This is a genomic window from Roseateles sp. L2-2, from assembly GCF_050613215.1.
Classification (GTDB): Bacteria; Pseudomonadota; Gammaproteobacteria; order Burkholderiales; family Burkholderiaceae_C; genus Roseateles; species Roseateles noduli.
Genome location: NZ_CP192509.1, coordinates 2,249,586 through 2,268,704, shown reverse-complemented (window position 1 = coordinate 2,268,704; position 19,119 = coordinate 2,249,586). Strand labels below are relative to the sequence as shown.

Below are 19,119 nucleotides of genomic sequence, written 5' to 3'. Positions count from 1 at the left end.
GAACATCGGATCGCGATCCCGGATGACCATGGTCATCCGCTGTTGTCACCCATCCGGCGGATGCGTCACCGGCCGGTCCGAGGCACGCTCCTACAATCCGCGCGCCTTGTCAGGAGCCCGCATGCCCGCACCGATCGATTTCTATTTCGACTTCGCCTCGCCCTACGGCTACATCGCCGCGCAGAGCATCGACGAGCTCGCCGCCAAGTACGGCCGCACCGTCAACTGGCACGCCATCGTGCTGGACGCCAACTTCCAGTCGCTCGAACGCATCCGCGTGCCCAACAGCGTCATGCGCAGCGACTACGTCCGCCGCGACGTGGTCCGCATGGCCGCCTACATGAAGGTGCCCTACAACACGCCCTCCTCGCTGGGCCTGCACACCGAGATGGCCGCGCGCCTGTTCCACTGGTTCAACGACCGCGATCCCGAACAGGGCCGCAAGTTCGCGCAGGCCGTCTACAAGGCCTACTTCGTCGACGACCGCAACATCGCCCAGGCCGAAGTCCTGCAGGACCTCTGCGCCACGCAGCACGTCTCGCCCGACCAGCTCCAGGCCATCGCCAACGACACCGCCGCTCGCGCCCGGCTCAAGGCCGAGATCGACCTCGCCGAAGCCCGCGGCGTGTTCGGCTCGCCCTTCTTCATCGTCGAAGGCGAACGCTTCTGGGGCAACGACCGGCTGCCGCAACTCGAACACTGGCTGTCGAACGGTCCGTATTGATCGGCCTCACCGCCCGTTACTCCTTGTCCGCCGGGTAATGCCCGGCGCGACCGGTCATCGGCGACCGCCGCCACCGCGTTGTCAGACGCATGTTGTCCCCTTCATGGAGGTCCCACATGCGAACGCTTCGTCCCCTGCTGCTCGCGCTCATCGCGGCTCCGCTGGTCGCGACATTGACCGGCTGCGTCGTGGTGCCCGCCCATCGTTATCACGGCTATGACCGCGGTTATGGCGACGGCGGCGGCTACGGCGCCGGCTATTCCGACGGCGGCCCGGTCGTCACCGGCACCATCTGGATCGACGGCTACTGGGACAACCGCGGCGGCGGTCGCCGCTGGATCCCCGGCCACTACGGCCCGCGTCGCTGAACGTCCTTCAACGACGAAGCCGGCGCAAGGCCGGCTTCGTCTCCCGAGCGCGAGGCCTTCTCAGGCCCGCTCAGTCCTGGCGCGTCACTGCGCCGTGCAGTTGAACGTCGCGACGCCGCGATAGCTCGAATCGCCCGCCTTGGCCTGGAAGGCCGCGACGATGCGCAGCTTGTTCGTGCCGCCTTCGCCGATCGACAGGCTCATGCCCTCGCCGCCGCCGAAGTAGTTGCCGGTGATCGCCGTCGTCGCCGGCGACGCGATCGTGCGCGCGGTGGCCGACACCGTGCCCTGCTGGCTGCCGGCCGTGGTCGTGATGGACACGTCCACCGACGCGCCGGTGGCGGAGAAGCTCAGCGCCGCCGTGCCCGAGCCCTTGCCGAAGTAGACGCTCGACGTGCCGTTCACCAGGCTCGGCGAGGAGAACCGGCCGTCGTCGCACTTGTAGGTGCCGGTCGCGGGGAACGCCGCCGGCACGTTGTAGACGGCGTAGTGGTAGGCGGCGTTCACCGACGACTCGATCGTCGAGCTGCCGCTCGAGGTCGTCGCCGTGCCCTTGCTCCAGCGGCCGATCGCGAAGGTCTCGTCGCCGGCGATGTCCGCCACCGCGCGCGTCGCGCCGGTCAGCGTCTGCGCGTTCAGCGTGACCACGCCGCCGTCGCTCGTCTGCTCGAACGTATCCACGCGGCCGCTCGCCTGCTGCGAAACGCCGACGAACTGGTAGCGCGCCGTCGTGCCCTTCACGAAGGCGGTCGGGGGCGTCGTGGTGGTGCCGGTGTTGCCGCCGGTCGTGCCGCCCGTGGAGCCGCCCGTAGAACCACCGGTAGAGCCGCCGGACGTGGCGCCGCCCGTGCCGCCGCTGCCGACGCTGGTGTCGACCGACGCGGTGCCGCCATCGCTGCCGCCACCGCCGCAGGCCGTCAGCGCCGCGATCAGCGGCAGGAACACGAACACCTTCTTGACTTCGAACTTCATGAGATTCCCTGAATTGAAAACTTTTGTTGCCAAATGCATCCGTTGGCGGGGGCGGAGTCTCAAGGGACTCGCCGCTTTCCGCGCGTGACTTTTTGGCGCTTCCAAAGGGAATCGGGTTCGGCGCGCGCTATGCGCCCGCCCACCCTGGGTGTGTGGGGTGGCGTTCACCCCCCAAGGGGGTGTAGGACTTGACCAGGATTTGGCGTCTGCGATATCCGCGTGGAGGCCCGAACGGATCACCCCGCGAGCAGCCGAGCCACCAACGCGGTGTCGGTGGCGCGGCGCCTCAGCTCGCCTGCTTGAAGGCCATCACGGCCTGGTTGCGCAGCGTGCGCAGCAGCGAGAGCTGCTTCTCGTCGAGCACCACGCTGCCCGGCTGCGCCTTGTCCGCGTAGATCATCGCGAAGGGCGCGCCGCGCAGGGCCATCGGCAGGATCAGGAAGCTGTGCGCCTTGGCTCCGCTGAGGAACCACGGCGGCAGCCGCTCGGCGATCTTGGGCTGCGAGGCGTCGGCAATCAGCGTGTCCACGCCCTTGGAACAGATCGCCGTGAAGAGGTCCGCCGGCATGCCCGGCATCACCCGCAGCGGCACGCGGAACAGCGGCACCACCGCCTCCACGCCGTCGCCCAGGCCGAAGCGGCCGGTGAGCGTCTCGGTCTTGGGATCGCGCAGGCAGAAGATCACCCGCCGGAAGCCCAGCCCGCGGTACATGGTCTCCAGGATCATGCGCAGGATCTCGTTGAGCTTGAAGCTCTCGACCATCGCGTTGGTGATGTCCTGGATGCCCGCGGCCAGCGTCGCCGCCGCCTGCTCGGGCGGGATCACGCCGGCCGGCGCCTGGCCGTCCACCATCGTCGCCTGCAGCTGGTGCGGCGACAGCGTGTCCTCCGCCGACGGCGTCAGCGGCGCCAGCAGGCGCTGCGCCGGCGAGTTCTTCGTCAGCTTGATGTCCATCGCCTGCGCCAGCTGCGTCAGGCGCTGACGCGCCTGGTCCGCCGCCGCTTCGAACGCCTTGGCCTCGACGCCCAGCGCGCGCGCGTAGCGCTGCGCCATCGCGCGCACCTTGGCATGCGCCTCGGCCGGATCGCTGTTCAGGATGACGTCCGCGACGTCGTTGCTCGCGCGGCCCAGCCAGCGCATGCGGTCGGTCGAATGCTCCACCAGCCGCGCCGGCGCGTCGCCGTCGGGCCGCTGCATGCTGCGCTGCAGGCTGTCCGGGAAGCCCCACTGCCGCGCCACGCCAAGACCGAGGCTCTCGTAGCTCAGCCCCAGCACCTGCGCGGAGGCTGCGGCCTCGCTCAGCGGCGGCGCCGCCTGCTCGCCCATGCCGCGCTCCGGCCGCACGACGCGGCGCACCTGCTGCGCCTCTTCGGGCAGGTAGAACTCGGCCAGCAGCCGGCCCAGGCCCTGGAACATCGTGGCGAGGAAGGACTCCTCGTTCTCGCGCGGCACCAGGCACAGCTCGCGCGCCAGCGAGCCCGCCATCAGCGAGCGCAGGAACTCCTCCTTCAGCCGCTGCGCGTGGCCCTTGTTCTCCATGCGCTCCAGCAGCACCAGCGACAGCGCCAGGTTGCGGATGCCGCCGAAGCCCACCAGCGCCACCGCCCGCGACACCGTGCTGATGTGCCCGCCGCCGGCATGGCTGAACTGCACCGTGTTGACCAGGCGCAGCAGCTTGTTGGTGAGCGCGACGTCCTTGAGGATCTCGTTGGAGAGCGAGGTCAGGCTCTCGTTGTCGGACTGCGTCATCCGCTGGATGCGCGTCACCGAGTCGGCCATCGCCGGGAAGTCGCTGCGATGCCGCATGCGGCGCAGCAGGAATTCGAGCGTGGCGTTGCCGCCCTCGCCGCCTTCGGTGGTCTCGCTGGCGGCCGGATGCAGCCACGCGGCCAGCGCGTCGTGGAAGGCCTTGGCATCGGCCCAGCGCTGCGACGACTCGCGCGACAGGCCGCGCAGCAGCACGGCGCGCAATGCGTCGTCGCTGTCGGGGCCGAGGTCGGCCGGCGGATCGAGGGTCTGCTCCATCGCGCGACGCACCGCGCGCCACGGATCGGGGTCGTAGTTGAGCCGCTGGCCCGACAGCATTTCGCTGAGCATCACGGCCGCCGCGAACACGTCCATGACCGGGGTAGCGGGATCGCCCTTGGCCGCTTCCGGCGAGATGTAGCCCGGCGTGCCGACGATGCGGTTGGGCTTCGCAGCCACGCCCGCCGCAGCCGACTGGATGCGCCCGGCGATGCCGAAGTCCATCACCTTGGGTCGGCCGGTGGAATCGATCAGGATATTGGACGGTTTCAGGTCGCGGTGCACGACCCCGGCCTGATGCGCCGCGTGCAGTCCGTCGAGGATGCCCAGCATCAGCGCGACGGCCTCGCGCGCCGGCAGCCGGCCGCGCTGGCGCAGCCGCTCGGTCAGCGTGCCGCCGGGCACGTACTCGAAGACCATGTAGGCCTGGCCGGCCTCGATGTCGGCCTCGAAGACCGGCACGATGTTGGGATGCGTCAGCCGGCTGACCGCCCGCGCCTCGTGCAGCCAGGCGTCCACGCTGGCGCGGTCGACCGCCTGGGTCAGCACTTTCAGCGCGACCTCGCGGTCCAGCCGCGGATCGTGCGCGAGCCACACCACCGCCTGGGCACCCTGCCCAAGACTGCGCAGCGGCTTGAATCGCCCGACGGCGGGCGGCATGGCGGTCATGGTCGGTCCTTGCCGGGCTGGGGTGTGCCGGACGGGCGCGTGCCTGTCGACGACCCTGGCTGGGCGGTGCTGTTCGTGTTGTTCGTGGACGTGTTGGTGGCGGTGGCGGGAGCCGGCGCGCCGGACTCGGCGCGCTCGCGCAGTCGGGACCGTGGCGCCGCCGTCGCCGCCGCACCCACGGCCGGGTCGCTCATCGCGCCCAGGCCGCTTTCGCCCGCGTCGGCGATCGCGCCGCTGTTGCCCAGCGCGTCGTAGATCTCGCGCAGACCGAGGCCGAGCGCGCGCGCATACCGCCGCGTCGCCAGCTCGATCGCCGCCTGGCGCTTGCGCTCCGGCTGGGCCAGCGCATCCACCAGTTCATTGGCCAGGCTGCAGGTGAGCCGCAGCATCTCGGTGTCGCCGTCGGCGTGGCGCACCGGCGCCTCCTGCGGCTGGCGGCGCATCATGTGCTGCAGCTCGTCGCCCAGGCCCCAGTACTTCGCGACCGCCAGGCCCAGGCTCTCCAGGTCGCAGCCCAGCACCGCGTAGGCCGCGGACTGCTCGTTCATGCCGCGCGGATTGGGGTTGTCCTCGGTGGCCTCGGGCGCGACCTGCAACTGGCGGATCTGCTGCGCGTCGTCCGGGAAGTGGTACTGCACCAGCAGCCGGCCCAGGTTCTGCATCAGCGAGATCAGGTAGACCACCTCGCCGTCGTAGCCCGCCGGCCGCAGCGCCTGCGCCACCTGGCCGGCGCGATTCACGCGGCGCATCACGCTCTGCATGAACTGCGCCTGGCCTTCGTTCATCGGACCGGGCCAGGGCTTGAGCGCCCGCGCCGCGTCCTCCAGCCCGTTCAGGCCCAGCATCGCGATCGCGCGCTGCAGGTTGAGCACCGTGCCGCCGCTGGTCGGCCCCTGCTGGCGCAGCGCGTTGTTGACGCGCCGGATCAGCTCCAGCGCCAGCGCCATGTCCTTCAGCGCCATGGATGCCAGCTGGCTGCCGTGCTGCCCCGCCATCGCGGACGACGACACCGTCGTCACCAGCCGGGTCGAGGTGCTCGGCAGGTGGCCGAAGCGCTGCATCTTGTCCTTCAGCAGCGCGATGGGACCGCCGTCGTCCTGCTCGGCCGACAGCCGCCAGCCGTCCAGCGCGCGCCAGAAGCTGCGCGCCAGGTGGTAGCGCTGGCGCGTCTGACGATCGCTGGCGCGGTTGACGATGGCGCGCAGCGGTTCGGGGATGGCGTACGGGGTTTCCCAGCCCAGGCGGACCAGGTCGTGCCCCTGCGGCTGCATGCGCTGCAGCACGACCTGCAGGTCGGATTCCTCCAGCACCGGCTTGCCGCTGAGCAGGCGATGCAGCAGCAGGCCGACGCAGACGACGTCCTCCTCCGCGGCCTCGCGCGCCGCGCGGCGGGTAGCGGCGTTGAAGTCGGCGTTCGGCGGCACGACCTCCTGCGCCACTTCGAGGCCCAGCACGCGGACGTGGTTGGCGCCGTCGACGACGATGTGGGCGAGCTGGATGTCGCGGTGCGCGTGGCCGGCCTCGTGCGCGAAGGCCAGGCCTTCGAGCGCCTGCGCGGCCCAGCCGGCGGCGTCCAGCGGCAGCGGCGGCGCGCCGCGGGACAGGCGCTCCTCCAGCGTCTCGCCCAGCGCGCGGTCGTAGGCGACATAGGGCCAGGGATCGACACGGCCGGTCTCGATGACGTGGGCCAGATTCGGGTGCTGGATGCGGGAGGCGCCGTCGACCGTCTTCAGCCAGTGCAGCATCGCCGCCTCGCTGTTGGGCTTCTCCCGCGGCATCATCAGGAACATCTCCTGGCCGCTCTGCGGGTCGAAGACGACCCACAGCATCGAGCGCAGGCTCTTGTGCAGCAGCGCGCGCAGCTCGAAGCGGCCGAAACGCTTCATCGGGGCGGCGGTGGATGTTGTGGTGTTGTCAGACACGAGCGATGTGCGACTCCCGCCGGTGCGGGGTCACGGACCTTTTGTAATGTCGATTGGACCGGAACCCCGAAGTCCTCGCCTGAAGAACTGAGGGGGATTCTCCGCTCAGTTCTGTAACTGCGCCCACACCTTTTCCAGGCGCTTGACGCTGACCGGCTGCGGCGTCCTCAGTTCCTGCGCGAACAGGCTGACCCGCAATTCCTCCAGCTGCCAGCGGAAATCCTCCACCCGCGCGTCGGTCGTGCCCTTGAGTTCGGCCACCCGGCGCGACCAGCGCTGCTCCAGCGGACGGAGCTCGGACAGGAGTTTGGCGTCGCGCGGCGCGTCGGCGCGCAGCTTGTCCAGGCGCAGGGTGATCGCCTTGAGGTAGCGGGGGTAGTGCTGCAGCTGGCTCCACGGCGTCTGGAGGACGAAGCGCTTGGGCATCAGGCGCTGCAGCTGCGCCTGGAGGTCGTCGACCACGTCCTTGGGCGCCGTGCGGGCGTCCTTGAGCTTGCGCAGCGCGCCCTGGTATTCGAGGAGCACGTTGAAGGTCAGGCGCGCGACTTCCTGGGCGATCAGGTTGAGGCGGGCGCGGCCTTCCTCGAGCCGGGCCTTGAAGCTGAACTCGTCCACCGGCAAGGGATCGGCCAGGAAGGCGCGCTCCAGCGCGACGGCGACGATCTGGTCGCGCAGTTCCTCGGCGGTGCCCAGGCTCATGTAGGACACCGACATCTGCGTCAGGTCGGGGATGTTCTTCTCAAGGTACTTGAGCGGCTCCTTGAGCTGCAGCGCGATCAGGCGGCGCAGGCCGGCTCGGTGCTTGGCGGCGGCGAGCTCGGGCTCGTCGAAGACCTCGATCTCGACGTGCTGGCCCTTGTCGATCAACGCCGGGAAACCGATCAGGGTCTGCGGTCCGCGCTTGATCTCCATCAGCTCAGGGAGCTCGCCGAAGGTCCAGGCGGTGTAGGTCTTCGTGGCTTCGACCGCGGGCTTAGTCGGCGGCACGATCGTCGCCTTGATGCCGCGCGAGGGATTGCCGTCGTTTGACGTCGGCCGTCCTTCAGCGACCGCAGCCCTCACCCCTGCCCTCTCCCGCGAGCGGGAGAGGGAGTCGGACGAGTCCTGCCCTGCGAGAGAGTCGCCCGAGCCTTGCAGCTTCAAGGTCGCCAATGCCTGGAACGCGGAACGTGCTTGCGTGCCGAGTTCCGCCTTCAGCGTCGCGAGGTTGCGGCCTTGACCCAGTTGGCGGCCGTGCTCGTCGACGACACGGATGTTCATGAAGAGGTGCGCGGGCAACTGCTCCAGCTTGAAGTCGTTGCGCTGCACCGCGACCTGCGAGCGTTCCTTCACCGCCTTGAGCAGCACGTCGACCAGTCCGCCCTGCGCGAACGGGTTCAGCTCGACGAACTCGGCGACGAACTCGGGCAGCGGCGTCAGCCGCGCGCGCGGCTTCTGGTGCAGGCTCTTGAGCAGCGCCGTCACCTTGGCCTCGATCATCCCGGGCACCAGCCAGTCGACGCGTTCGTCGTTGACCTGGTTGAGCGCGTAGATCGGCACCGTCACCGTCAGGCCGTCGCGCGCGTCGCCGGGCTGGTGCAGGTAGGTCGCCGTGCAGTCGACACCGCCCAGGCGGATCGTCTTCGGGAAGGCGTTACTCGTGACGCCGGCGGCCTCGTGCCGCATCAGCTCGTCGCGGCTGAGCTGCAGCAGCTTCGGATCGGCCTTGCTGGCCTCGCGGAACCACTTCTCCAGCGTCACGCCGGAGTACACGTCCGCCGGCAGCTGCTGGTCGTAGAAGGCGTAGATCAGCTCGTCGTCGACCAGCACGTCCTGCCGGCGCGACTTGTGTTCGAGCTCCTCGACCTTGGCGATCTGCTTCTGGTTGTGGGCCAGGAACGGGAGACGCGTCTCCCAGTCGCCGTTGACCAGCGCCTCGCGGATGAAGATCTCGCGCGCGGCGACGGCGTCGACGCGGCCGAAGTTCACCCGCTTGTTGTTGTAGAGCACGATGCCGTAGAGCGTCGCGCGCTCCAGCGCGACGACCTCGGCCGCCTTCTTCTCCCAGTGCGGTTCCAGCAGCTGGGTCTTGATCAGGTGGCCGGCGATGCCGGGCAGCCACTGCGGCTCGATCGCCGCGATGCCGCGGCCGAACAGCCGCGTGGTGTCGACCAGTTCCGCCGCGACGATCCAGCGCCCCGGCTTCTTGCTCAGGTGCGCGCCGGGATGGCGCCAGAACTTGATGCCGCGTGCGCCCAGGTACCAGTCGTCGTCATCGGCCTTCACGCCGATGTTGCCCAGCAGGCCCGCCAGCATCGACAGGTGGACCTGCTCGTAGGTCGCGGGCGCGCCGTTCAGGCGCCAGCCGTGTTCGGCGATCACCGTGTGCAGCTGCGAGTAGATGTCGCGCCACTCGCGCACGCGGCGCGGGTTGACGAAGTTGTCGCGCAGCAGCTGTTCCTGCTTGCGGTTGGAGAGCTTGTGTTCGCGCGGCGCCGCCGGGCCGCCCCTAGGCGCCGCAGCCCCCTCGGGGGGCGACGGCTGCGCAGCGGCCGTCTGGGGGTCAACAGGTCCCCCGCCGCGGGACTCGCCGAGCCACTTCCACAGCTTCAGATAGCCCATGAACTCCGACTTCTCGTCGTCGAACTTCTTGTGCTTCTCGTCGGCCTGCTGTTGCTGCTCCATCGGCCGGTCGCGCACGTCCTGGCCGGACAGCGCGCTGGCGATGACCAGCACCTCGCTGAGCGCGTCGCGCTGGCGCGCCTCCAGGATCATCCGGCCGACGCGCGGGTCCAGCGGCAGCTTGGACAGCTCGTGGCCCATGGGCGTGAGCTCGTTGCGCTCGTCGACGGCGCCCAGTTCGTTGAGCAGCTGGTAGCCGTCGGCCACCGCCTTGCGCGGCGGCGGTTCGATAAAAGGGAAGTCCTCGACCTGTCCCAGGTGCAGCGACTTCATCCGCAGGATCACGCCCGCGAGCGAGCTGCGCAGGATCTCGGGATCGGTGAAGCGCGGGCGCGAGAGGTAGTCCTTCTCGTCGTACAGCCGGATGCAGGTGCCGTTGCTGACGCGGCCGCAGCGGCCCGCGCGCTGGTTGGCCGCCGCCTGGCTGATGTTCTCGATCTGCAGCTGCTCGACCTTGTTGCGGTAGCTGTAGCGCTTGACGCGCGCCAGGCCGGGGTCGATCACGTAGCGGATGCCGGGCACCGTCAGCGAGGTCTCGGCGACGTTGGTCGCCAGCACGATGCGCGGCTGGCCGTGCGGCTGGAAGACGCGGTTCTGCTCCTGCTCGGACAGGCGCGCGAACAGCGGCAGCACCTCGACGCCGGGCGGGTGGTGCTTGCGCAGCGCCTCGGCGGCTTCGCGGATCTCGCGCTCGCCCGGGAGGAAGACCAGCACGTCGCCGCGACCGTTGCGCCAGAGTTCGTCGACCGCGTCGCAGATGGCGTCGTTGACGTCGTACTCGCGCGATTCCTCGAAGGGTCGGTACAGCTGTTCGACCGGGAACAGCCGGCCCGACACCATCAGCACCGGCGCAGGACCCTTGGCCGAGGCGAAGTGCTGCGCGAAGCGGTCGGCGTCAATGGTTGCCGAGGTCACGACGACCTTCAGATCCGGACGTCGCGGCAGGATCTCGCGCAGGTAACCGAGCAGGAAATCGATGTTGAGGCTGCGTTCGTGCGCCTCGTCGATGATCAGCGTGTCGTAGGCGCTGAGCAGCGGATCGGTCTGGGTTTCGGCCAGCAGGATGCCGTCCGTCATCAGCTTGACCGAGGCGCCCGGCTGCAGCCGGTCCTGGAAGCGGACCTTGTAGCCGACGACGTCGCCCAGCGGCGACTTGAGCTCTTCGGCGATGCGCTTGGCGACGCTGGACGCGGCGATCCGGCGCGGCTGCGTGTGGCCGATCAGGCCGCCGCCGTTGCCGCGGCCGCGTCCCATCGCCAGCGCGATCTTGGGCAGTTGCGTGGTCTTGCCGGAGCCGGTCTCGCCGCAGACGATCACCACCTGGTGCTCGGCCATCGCCCGCATGATCTCCTCGCGACGGCCGGAGACCGGCAGCGATTCGGGGAACTCGATCGGCGGGATCGGGGTGGCGGGCGCGGGAGGGCGGCGAGGTCCGGCCCGGCGCGGGCCACGCGGTGGGCGGGGAGGACGCGAAGGCGGCGCGGCGGGGGCGTTGATGTCTTGACTCACGGGGCGCGGATTATCTCGCGCTTCGCCGGGAGGAGCTGTTCACAGGCCGCTGGCCCTCACCCCTGCCCTCTCCCGCAAGCGGGAGAGGGGGTAAGAAGGGAGCCAGTCGGACTCCCTCTCCCGCAAGCGGGAGAGGGGGTAAGAAGGGAGCCAGTCGGACTCCCTCTCCCGCTTGCGGGAGAGGGTGGGGGTGAGGGTCAGCGGCGGTGGCAGTGCTCAGGCCCCTACTTCTTCTCGTCCGGCATCTCGGCGTAGGTGATGACGTTGATCACCGCCCCCTGGGGGTCCTGGAGGGTCGCCATCCGCCCGACGGTGGGCACTTCCATGATCTCCATCAGGACCTTGCCGCCCATCGCCTTGGCCTGGGCCACCGTCTCGTCCACGTTGCCCACCGTGACGTAGATCCCCCACGCGGGCGGCATGCCCTGCTGGGGGCAGGCCATCATGCCGCCGATGGCGTCGTCCGCCCCGCGTGCCTTGATCACGTGGTACGGCGGCGCGTCCGCCGGACCGCCGGGCATCGGCATGGCCTCGATGGTCCAGCCGAACAGCTTGCCGTAGAACTCGGAGGCCTTCTTCGTGTCGGTCGTCATCAGTTCCGACCAGCTGAAGGCCCCATGCGTCTTGAAGACTTCCATGTCTCGCTCCGGGGGGTGTTGCGGAGGCGCCATGCTCCGCTGCCGCACAGCGTCCCGCAAGTGACCTTGCCGCCGCGTTGCGGGGACAGGCTGTTGCACAATCCGCGCCCATGAGCCTGGTCTTCCCCCATACCTTCGTGCCGTGGTTTCGCGCGGTGGCCCCTTATATCCATGCGTACCGCGGAGAAACCTTCGTCGTCGGCATGACCGGGGAAATGATCGCCGCCGGCAAGCTGAACAGCTTCGTCCAGGATCTGGCCATCATGCATGCGATGGGCATCAAGATCGTGCTGGTCCACGGTTTCCGCCCGCAGGTCAACGAGCAGCTCGCGCTCAAGGGCCACCAGCCGCAATACAGCCACGGCATGCGCATCACCGACGGCATCGCCCTGGACAGCGCCCAGGAAGCCGCCGGCCAATTGCGTTTCGAAATCGAGGCCGCGTTTTCGCAAGGCCTGCCGAACACGCCGATGGCCAATTCCACCGTGCGCGTGGTGTCGGGCAATTTCCTGACCGCGCGGCCAGTCGGCATCGTCGACGGCGTCGATTTCAAGCACTCCGGCGTCGTGCGCCGCGTGGACGCCGCCGCGATCCAGCGCGCCATCGATATCGGCGCCATCGTGCTGATGTCGCCCTTCGGTTTCTCGCCCACCGGCGACGCCTTCAATCTGATGATGGAAGACGTCGCGACCGAAACCGCGATCGCGCTGCAGGCCGACAAGCTGCTGTTCATGACCGAGGTCGAGGGCGTGCGCGAAAACCCCGAGGATCCGGAAAGCGCGATCGACACCGAACTGGCGCTGGCCGACGCAAAACGGCTGATCGCCAAACTCCCGCCGCCGACGCAGCCGACCGACGTCGGTTTCTATCTGAAGTACTGCGTGACGGCCTGCGAATCGGGCGTCGAGCGTTCGCACATCCTGCCCTTCGCCGTCGACGGCGCGATCCTGCAGGAGGTCTATACCCACGACGGCATCGGCACCATGGTGGTCGATGAAAAACTCGAAAGCCTGCGCGAGGCGACCCACGACGATATCGGCAGCCTGATCGCGCTGATCGAACCGTTCGAGCGCGACGGCACGCTGGTCAAACGCGAACGCAGCGAAATCGAACGCGACATCGAGTCCTATACCGTCATCGAACACGACGGCGTGATATTCGGCTGCGCCGCGCTGCATCCCTATCAGGAAGCGCGCACCGCGGAAATGGCGGCACTCACCGTGTCCAGCGCCGTGCAGGGCCAGGGCGACGGCGAGCGCATCCTCAAGCGCATCGAACAACGCGCCAAGGCCATGGGCCTGACCAGCGTGTTCGTGCTGACCACGCGCACCATGCACTGGTTCATCAAGCGCGGCTTCCAGCCCGTCGATCCGAACTGGCTGCCCGAAGAACGCAAGCGCAAATACAACTGGGACCGGCGTTCGCAGGTCCTCGTCAAGAAACTCACCTGACCGCAGATCACCGATCCCCTCACCGATCCCCGCTTTCCATCGCGCCGGGATCGCCCCCCCCCGGGCAGCGACCGACGTCGGCCGGCTGCCGTACTCCCCCCACATTTTTTGAGCATCGAGGTTTGATATGGCCCGCACCGTCCAATGCGTTTATCTGAAGAAGGAAGCCGAGGGGATGGACTTTCCCATCTATCCGGGCGAACTCGGCAAGCGCATCTATGAGAACGTCTCCAAGGAAGCCTGGGCCGCGTGGATGAAGCACCAGACCATGCTGGTCAACGAAAACCGCCTGAATCTGGCCGACCAGCGCGCCCGCCAATACCTCGCGCGGCAGATGGAACAGTTCTTCTTCGGCGGCGGCGCGGAACAGCCCGCCGGATATGTGCCGCCGACGGAGTGATTTCCCCATCGCGGTGCGCGCCAGCGCGGCGGCCCTCGTCAATTCGTGTCAGTCGAGACACGATTTCTGACAGTTGATCCGGTAAAACCTCCAGAAATTGCCGCTTCCGGACCTTTGAGCAGGCCTTTCAGCGGCCCTTTCCGGGCCGCCCCAGGATTTACCCCCTTGCGGACATACTCAATTCCCTGCCTATAATGCGGCATTCCCTTTCGAGGGAGCCGTTGAACTACGCGAGGAATTGCATAAATGGCATCGCTCAAAGACCTCCTGGCCCAACGGGCCGCCCTCGAAGCGCAAATCGCTGAAACCCAGGACCGCGAACGGTCCGACGCGATCGGCAAAGTCAAGTCGCTGATGCAGGAATACGGCCTGACGGTCGCCGACCTGACCGCCCGCGCCGCCAAGACCGGCGCGCCGAAGTCCTCCAAGGTGGCCGCGAAGTATCGCAACCAGGCCACCGGCGAAACCTGGAGCGGCCGCGGCCTGCAACCGAAATGGCTGAAGGCGGCCATTTCCGGCGGCGCCAAGCTGGAAGATTTCGTCATCTGACGCCAGCGCACGGAAGGCCGCGCGCCTTCCCGTTCCATGAAAGCCACCCTCGGGTGGCTTTCTGCATTTCAGAAACTACCTCCTACGGGCACCCTCATTCCGGGGGGAGGCCGCCCTCCGGCAGGGATAGCGCTGACCGAGCCTCCCCGGCGCACGGCTAGCATGCCGCCCGGTCCCCTCCGCGCCGCGCGCGGATCCGCTCTTTTCCTCCTACGCCGCCCCCACCTTGAAGTCCGAGTTGTCCGCCCCCGCCGGTTGGGCTCCGCCCGCCTCGTCGCGCCGCCTTCCCGCGGTCGCGCCGGCCGCCTTGCTGGTCGGCGCCACCGCCTTGCTGCTGGTCGCCGGCGCGGTCTGGCCGGCCTGGCGCACGGTGGCGTGGTGGCTGCTGCCGCTGCTCGGGCTGGGCGCGGTGCTGCATGCCCGCACGCTGCGGCGGCGCGCGCTCGACGAGCGCCGCGAATGGCGCACCAAGATCGACGATGCCGGCCTGTCGCTGGCGCAATGGGTCCCCGGCGAATCGGTTTCGATGTCGCCCGGCTGGCAGTCGCGGCTGGGGCCGCTCGATCCCGCGGATCCGCTCGCGTGGCTGGCGCAGGTCCATGCCGTCGACCGGATGAAGCTGGAGGAGCGCCTCCCTGCCTTGCTGCAGGGCGGCGCCACGACGGCCGACGCCCACGGTCCGGAGGGCCGTGACGCCCTCGCCGGCGAGGCAACACCCGACCCTGAACCCGACTCCCTGCACCACGCGCTGCGCCTGCCCGACGAGGACGGCGGCTGGGTCTGGCACGAACTGCGGCTGCGCGTCGCGCGCCGCGACCCGCGCGGCCGCGCCCGCCAGGTGCTGGCCAGCCTGCAGGACATCCAGTGGCGCCGCACCGCCGAAGAACGTCAGCGGATGAGCAGCGGCCTGTTCCAGCATCTGCATGAGGGGTTGGCGATCACCGACCTCGACCATCGGCTGCTCGACGCCAATCCTGCCTACTGGGCGCTGATGGCCGCGCTGCTGGAGCCGCCCGCGGGACTGGTCATCGAGAACGGCGATCCGACGCCGCACACCGCCGACGCGCTGCGTCGCCAGATGCTGGGCCACCCGGCGCTGCCGATGGACGAGGCGCAGCTGCGCCGCGCCGGCCACGATCCGGAAGCGATCGCCGAGGCGCTGGCCGATCCCGCCGGCCACTGGCAGGGCCTGGTCAAGGTCCGCGCCGCCGGCGGCCAGCCGCGCACGCTGCGGCTGACCGTGTCCTCCATCCCCGAACCCGAAGGCCCGCCGCGCTACCGCGTGCTGGCGCTCAGCGACCTCACGCAGGAGCTGCAACGGCAGCAGGCGCTGGAGCGCCTCGGCCGCTTCGACCTGCTGACCGGCCTGCCCAACGAGCAGGAGTTCCTGCGCCGGCTGCAGGCCGCGCTGCAGACCAGCCGCCAGGTGGGGCCGGGCTTCATGCTGTGCGTGGCGCGCGTGGACCTGGACGGCTTCGCCGCGTTCAACCGTCGCCACGGCGTGGCGCGCGCGGACCAGGCGATGCAGGAACTCGCCCGGCGCCTGACGCTCGCACTCCGGCAGGCGCCGCAGTGGTCCGACGAGGTCGCCCGCCTGGGCGGCGATGAATTCGGCCTGCTGCTGCGCGTGCAGAGCGTCGAGGAAGCCCAGCAGGCGCTGGACCGGCTCGTGCAGGTGCTGCGTCGACCGATCGATCCGGACGACGAGAGCGGCGCCGTCGGTCCGGGCAGTGCGGGCACCGCCACCGACGCCGAGGGACACGCCGTCGACGCGAAAGACGCCCTCGGCGGCGCGCTGCGCCTGAGCGCCAGCGTCGGCGCGACGCTGTACCCGCAGGATGGCGGCGAGGCCGAGACCCTCATGCGCCACGCCGCGCACGCGCTCTATCGCGTCAAGCGCAACGGCCGCGACGGCGTGCAGTTCTTCGACGTCGAGAAGCGCCGCAGCCGCGAGGCGCAGGCCCAGGCCGCGCTGCGCGTGCAGCAGGCGCTGGAAGCCGGCGAACTCTGCCTGTATTACCAGCCCAAGCTGGACCTGGTCAGCGGCGCGCTGCTGGGCGCCGAGGCGCTGCTGCGCTGGCGCCATCCGCAACGCGGACTGCTCGCGCCCGCCACTTTCCTGCCGACCGTCGAACACAGCGGCATGGCCGCGCAGCTCGGCCACTGGGTGCTGGAGCAGGCGCTGGAGCAGGCCCGCCTCTGGCGCGCCCAAGGCCTGGACCTCGAGCTCAGCGTCAACATCAGCCCGCGCCATCTGGCCGCGCCCGCCTTCGTGCCGCGGCTCGAAGCGCTGCTGGCGCGCCATCCGGACGTGCCGCCGGAGCGGATCGTGCTGGAACTGCTGGAATCCAGCGCGCTCGACGACGTCGCGCACGCGCGCCGCCTGCTGACCGACTGCAAGCGCCTGGGCCTGCGCCTGGCGATGGACGATTTCGGCACCGGCTACGCGACGCTGTCGGTGCTCAAGCAGCTGCCGCTGGACCAGCTCAAGATCGACCGGTCGTTCGTGCAGACCATGCTCGTCGACGCCCAGGACCACGCGCTGGTGCAGGGCGTGATCGCTCTGGCCGGACAGTTCGGCTGCGAACTGGTGGCCGAGGGCGTCGAGTCCCCGGCGCACGCGCAGGCGCTGATCGACCTGGGCTGCCATGTCGGCCAGGGTAGCGGCCTGTGCGAACCGCTGCCGCCGCAGGCGCTGCTCGACTGGGCGCTGCGTCGCACGCCGCCGCCCTCGCCGGCCCGGCCGCGCGCCCCCCTCCCCGACGTCCTCCCCCACATCGCTCCGGGAGTGCCCACCCAGGCCATCCCTTAAAATCCCGAGGTGATCCCACCCGGCTTTATTCAGGACCTCCTGGCCCGCGTCGACATCGTCGACATCGTGGGCCGCCATGTCGACCTCAAGAAGGCCGGCATCAACCACAAGGGCCTGTGTCCGTTCCACGGCGAGAAGTCGCCGAGCTTCACGGTCAGCCCCTCGCGCCAGACCTACCACTGCTTCGGCTGCGGCCAGCACGGCAACGCCGTCGGCTTCCTGATGGAGCACCTGGGCATCGGTTTCATCGACGCCGTCAAGGACCTCGCCCAGCAGGCCGGCATGCAGGTGCCCGAGGACGACCGCAGCCCGCAGGACCGCGAGCGCGAGAAGGCCCAGAAGCAGCGCCAGGCCACCTTGACGGAAGTCCTGGCCAAGGCCGGCCAGCACTACCGCCAGCAGCTCAAGGGCAACCCGCGCGCGATCGAGTACCTCAAGGGCCGCGGCCTGACCGGCCAGATCGCGCTGCAGTTCGGGCTGGGCTACGCGCCGGATGGCTGGCGCTCGCTGGCCAACGCCTTCCCGTCCTACGACGATCCGCTGCTGGTCGAGACCGGCATGGTCATCCTGCAGGACGACCCCGGCAAGAGCGAGGCCGAACAGCGTCGCTACGACCGCTTCCGCGACCGCGTGATGTTCCCCATCCGCAACGTGCTGGGCGAAGTGATCGGCTTCGGCGGCCGCGTGCTGGACAAGGGCGAGCCCAAGTACCTGAATTCGCCCGAGACGCCGGTCTTCCACAAGGGACGCGAGCTCTACGGCCTGTACGAGGCCCGGCCGCAGATGCGCCGGCGCGGCTACGCGCTGGTCGTCGAGGGCTACATGGACGTGGTCGCGCTGGCGCAGCACGGCTTCGGCAACGCGGTCGCGACGCTGGGCACGGCCTGCACGGCCGAGCACGTGCAGAAGCTGTTCCGCTTCACCGAATCGGTGGTGTTCAGCTTCGACGGCGACGCCGCCGGACGCCGTGCCGCCGGACGCGCGCTGGAGGCCGCCCTGCCCCACGCCAACGAGACGCGCACGATCAAGTTCCTGTTCCTGCCCACCGAACACGACCCGGACTCGTATGTGCGCGAGCTGGGCGCCGACGCGTTCGAACGCTGCGTCGAAGGCGCCGTGCCGCTGTCGCGCCAGTTGATGGAGACCGCCGCCGACGGCTGCGATCTCGGCACGCCGGAAGGCCGCGCGAAGATGCTGAGCGTGGCCAAGCCGCTGTGGGCCGCGCTGCCGGACGGCCTGCTGAAGCGGCAGCTGCTGGGCGAACTCGCCCGCCGCGCGCAGTTGCCGGACGCGGAGCTGCAGGTCTTGTGGGCGAACGCGCAGCCGCCCGCGGCGCCGGGCTCGCGCCCCCGCGCAGATCGCCCCGCACCCGCACCGGCGCCCAGGGCGGCGCCAAGAACGTCTGCCCCCTCTTCCGACGGCCCGCACGACGAGCCGTACTTCGACATTCCCGCCTCCGCCTACGGCGACGAAGCCCATGTCGGCGCGGACGACATCCACATTCCCCCGGACGCCTATGGCGCGGCCCCCTCGCCCCAACCACCAGGCCAAGGTCAGAGCCAAGGCCAGGGAGAGAGAAAGTGGGTGCCCAAGGGCGAATACAAGGGCAAGGGCGGCGGCAACTGGAGCGGCAAGGGGGGCAAGGGCGACTGGCGCAAGCGCGACCAGGACCCGACCATCGGCATGCCGCTGGAGCTGCCGCCGGCGCCGATGAATCTGGCGGTCCGCATGCTGGTGCTGCACAGCGAACTCTGGCAGCAGATCGGCGAGCAGGACCTGCAGCTGCTGCACGAGCTCCCCGGCGAACACGGCCAGCTGATCGCGTGGCTGGAACGGTCGCTGGTCGACAACGGCCCCGCGCCGTGGGCCGTGCTGCAGATCGCCTTGCAGGAGGCCGACCTGATGGACCTGGCCCAGCGCGTCAGCGGCGGTCCGCTGACGGCCCCGCCGCCGGACGAACACGTCGAGGTCGAATTCCGCGTGGTGATGCGCAAGCTCTGGGTCGGCAAGCTCCGTGCGGAGGCCGACCGCATCGCGCGTAGCCCGCAGCCGGACATGGTCCGGTTCCAGGCCTTGCTGCGCCAGATCCGGGATCTGGAAGCGGCCTGAACGAACCACCAGGCAGCCGAACAACGGCCTGCGCGAACCTTCCGAACCTGCTTTTTGACCGATCGGGAAAATTCGCAGATAATCTATGGTTTTCGCGCGTCAAGAGTGACCGCAGCGCCAACCGGTCCCCGGCCCCCCACTGACCCTGGGTTCATACACAAAGTGGCCAACTTACACCGCCTGGGCTGCAACAACAAAGGTTCACGCTAACCTTCACGCGCAAAGCCTTGAATGGCAGTCGGTTTGCCCCGATCTGCCGCACAGGGCCTGAGTTCGAGCCGCCTGGCTCGCTCGCGCCGCATAGCCCGC

The 19,119-nt window shown here is 69.4% G+C and carries 12 protein-coding genes; 7 read left to right on the top strand and 5 right to left on the bottom strand.

Translation table 11 applies throughout. The annotated features are described in order from the left end of the window. The first annotated feature begins 121 nt into the window (after positions 1–121). Entirely contained in the window at positions 122–724 is a 603-nt protein-coding gene (locus tag ACQZ13_RS10245; protein ID WP_431051570.1) for a 2-hydroxychromene-2-carboxylate isomerase, read from the top strand. A 116-nt stretch (positions 725–840) separates the two neighbouring features. Beyond that, positions 841–1,092: a YXWGXW repeat-containing protein gene (locus ACQZ13_RS10240; protein ID WP_088403665.1), complete on the top strand. Its 252-nt coding sequence runs from the start codon at positions 841–843 to the stop codon at positions 1,090–1,092. Positions 1,093–1,176: 84 nt separating this feature from the next. On the opposite strand, the gene ACQZ13_RS10235 is transcribed toward ACQZ13_RS10240, so the two are convergent. The 5 genes from ACQZ13_RS10235 to ACQZ13_RS10215 all read right to left on the bottom strand — a co-directional run bounded on the left by ACQZ13_RS10235 (position 1,177) and on the right by ACQZ13_RS10215 (position 11,489). Further along, on the bottom strand, positions 1,177–2,064 hold the full coding sequence (locus tag ACQZ13_RS10235) for a hypothetical protein (RefSeq protein WP_431051568.1): 888 nt from the start codon (positions 2,062–2,064) through the stop codon (positions 1,177–1,179). Between the two features lie 286 nt (positions 2,065–2,350). Further along, a complete protein-coding gene (locus ACQZ13_RS10230) occupies positions 2,351–4,759 on the bottom strand; it encodes a protein kinase domain-containing protein (RefSeq protein ID WP_431051566.1) in 2,409 nt (802 codons plus the stop codon). Beyond that, entirely contained in the window at positions 4,756–6,681 is a 1,926-nt protein-coding gene (locus ACQZ13_RS10225; protein ID WP_431051564.1) for an HDOD domain-containing protein, read from the bottom strand. The genes ACQZ13_RS10230 and ACQZ13_RS10225 overlap by 4 nt, the downstream gene beginning before the upstream one ends. A gap of 105 nt (positions 6,682–6,786) precedes the next feature. Continuing rightward, positions 6,787–10,686, bottom strand: a complete 3,900-nt coding sequence (gene hrpA / locus ACQZ13_RS10220) for an ATP-dependent RNA helicase HrpA (protein WP_431051562.1) — start codon at positions 10,684–10,686, stop codon at positions 6,787–6,789. Between the two features lie 389 nt (positions 10,687–11,075). Further along, on the bottom strand, positions 11,076–11,489 hold the full coding sequence (locus ACQZ13_RS10215) for a VOC family protein (RefSeq protein WP_431051560.1): 414 nt from the start codon (positions 11,487–11,489) through the stop codon (positions 11,076–11,078). A 110-nt stretch (positions 11,490–11,599) separates the two neighbouring features. Here ACQZ13_RS10215 and argA point away from each other — a divergent pair, with 110 nt between their 5' ends. The 5 genes from argA (at position 11,600) to dnaG (ending at position 18,810) form a co-directional block, all read left to right on the top strand. Beyond that, on the top strand, positions 11,600–12,940 hold the full coding sequence (gene argA, locus ACQZ13_RS10210) for an amino-acid N-acetyltransferase (protein WP_421037901.1): 1,341 nt from the start codon (positions 11,600–11,602) through the stop codon (positions 12,938–12,940). 127 nt (positions 12,941–13,067) lie between these two features. Further along, positions 13,068–13,340, top strand: a complete 273-nt coding sequence (locus ACQZ13_RS10205; protein ID WP_088403658.1) for an oxidative damage protection protein — start codon at positions 13,068–13,070, stop codon at positions 13,338–13,340. A gap of 246 nt (positions 13,341–13,586) precedes the next feature. Then, positions 13,587–13,889 carry an H-NS family nucleoid-associated regulatory protein gene (locus tag ACQZ13_RS10200; RefSeq protein ID WP_088403657.1) on the top strand — a complete coding sequence of 101 codons (303 nt, stop codon included), beginning with the start codon at positions 13,587–13,589 and terminating at the stop codon, positions 13,887–13,889. Between the two features lie 238 nt (positions 13,890–14,127). Then, positions 14,128–16,701 carry a putative bifunctional diguanylate cyclase/phosphodiesterase gene (locus ACQZ13_RS10195; RefSeq protein WP_431051557.1) on the top strand — a complete coding sequence of 858 codons (2,574 nt, stop codon included), beginning with the start codon at positions 14,128–14,130 and terminating at the stop codon, positions 16,699–16,701. Between the two features lie 9 nt (positions 16,702–16,710). Then, complete coding sequence (dnaG, locus tag ACQZ13_RS10190) at positions 16,711–18,810, top strand: DNA primase (protein WP_431051555.1); 2,100 nt, start codon at positions 16,711–16,713, stop codon at positions 18,808–18,810. Positions 18,811–19,119: the final 309 nt, after the last annotated feature.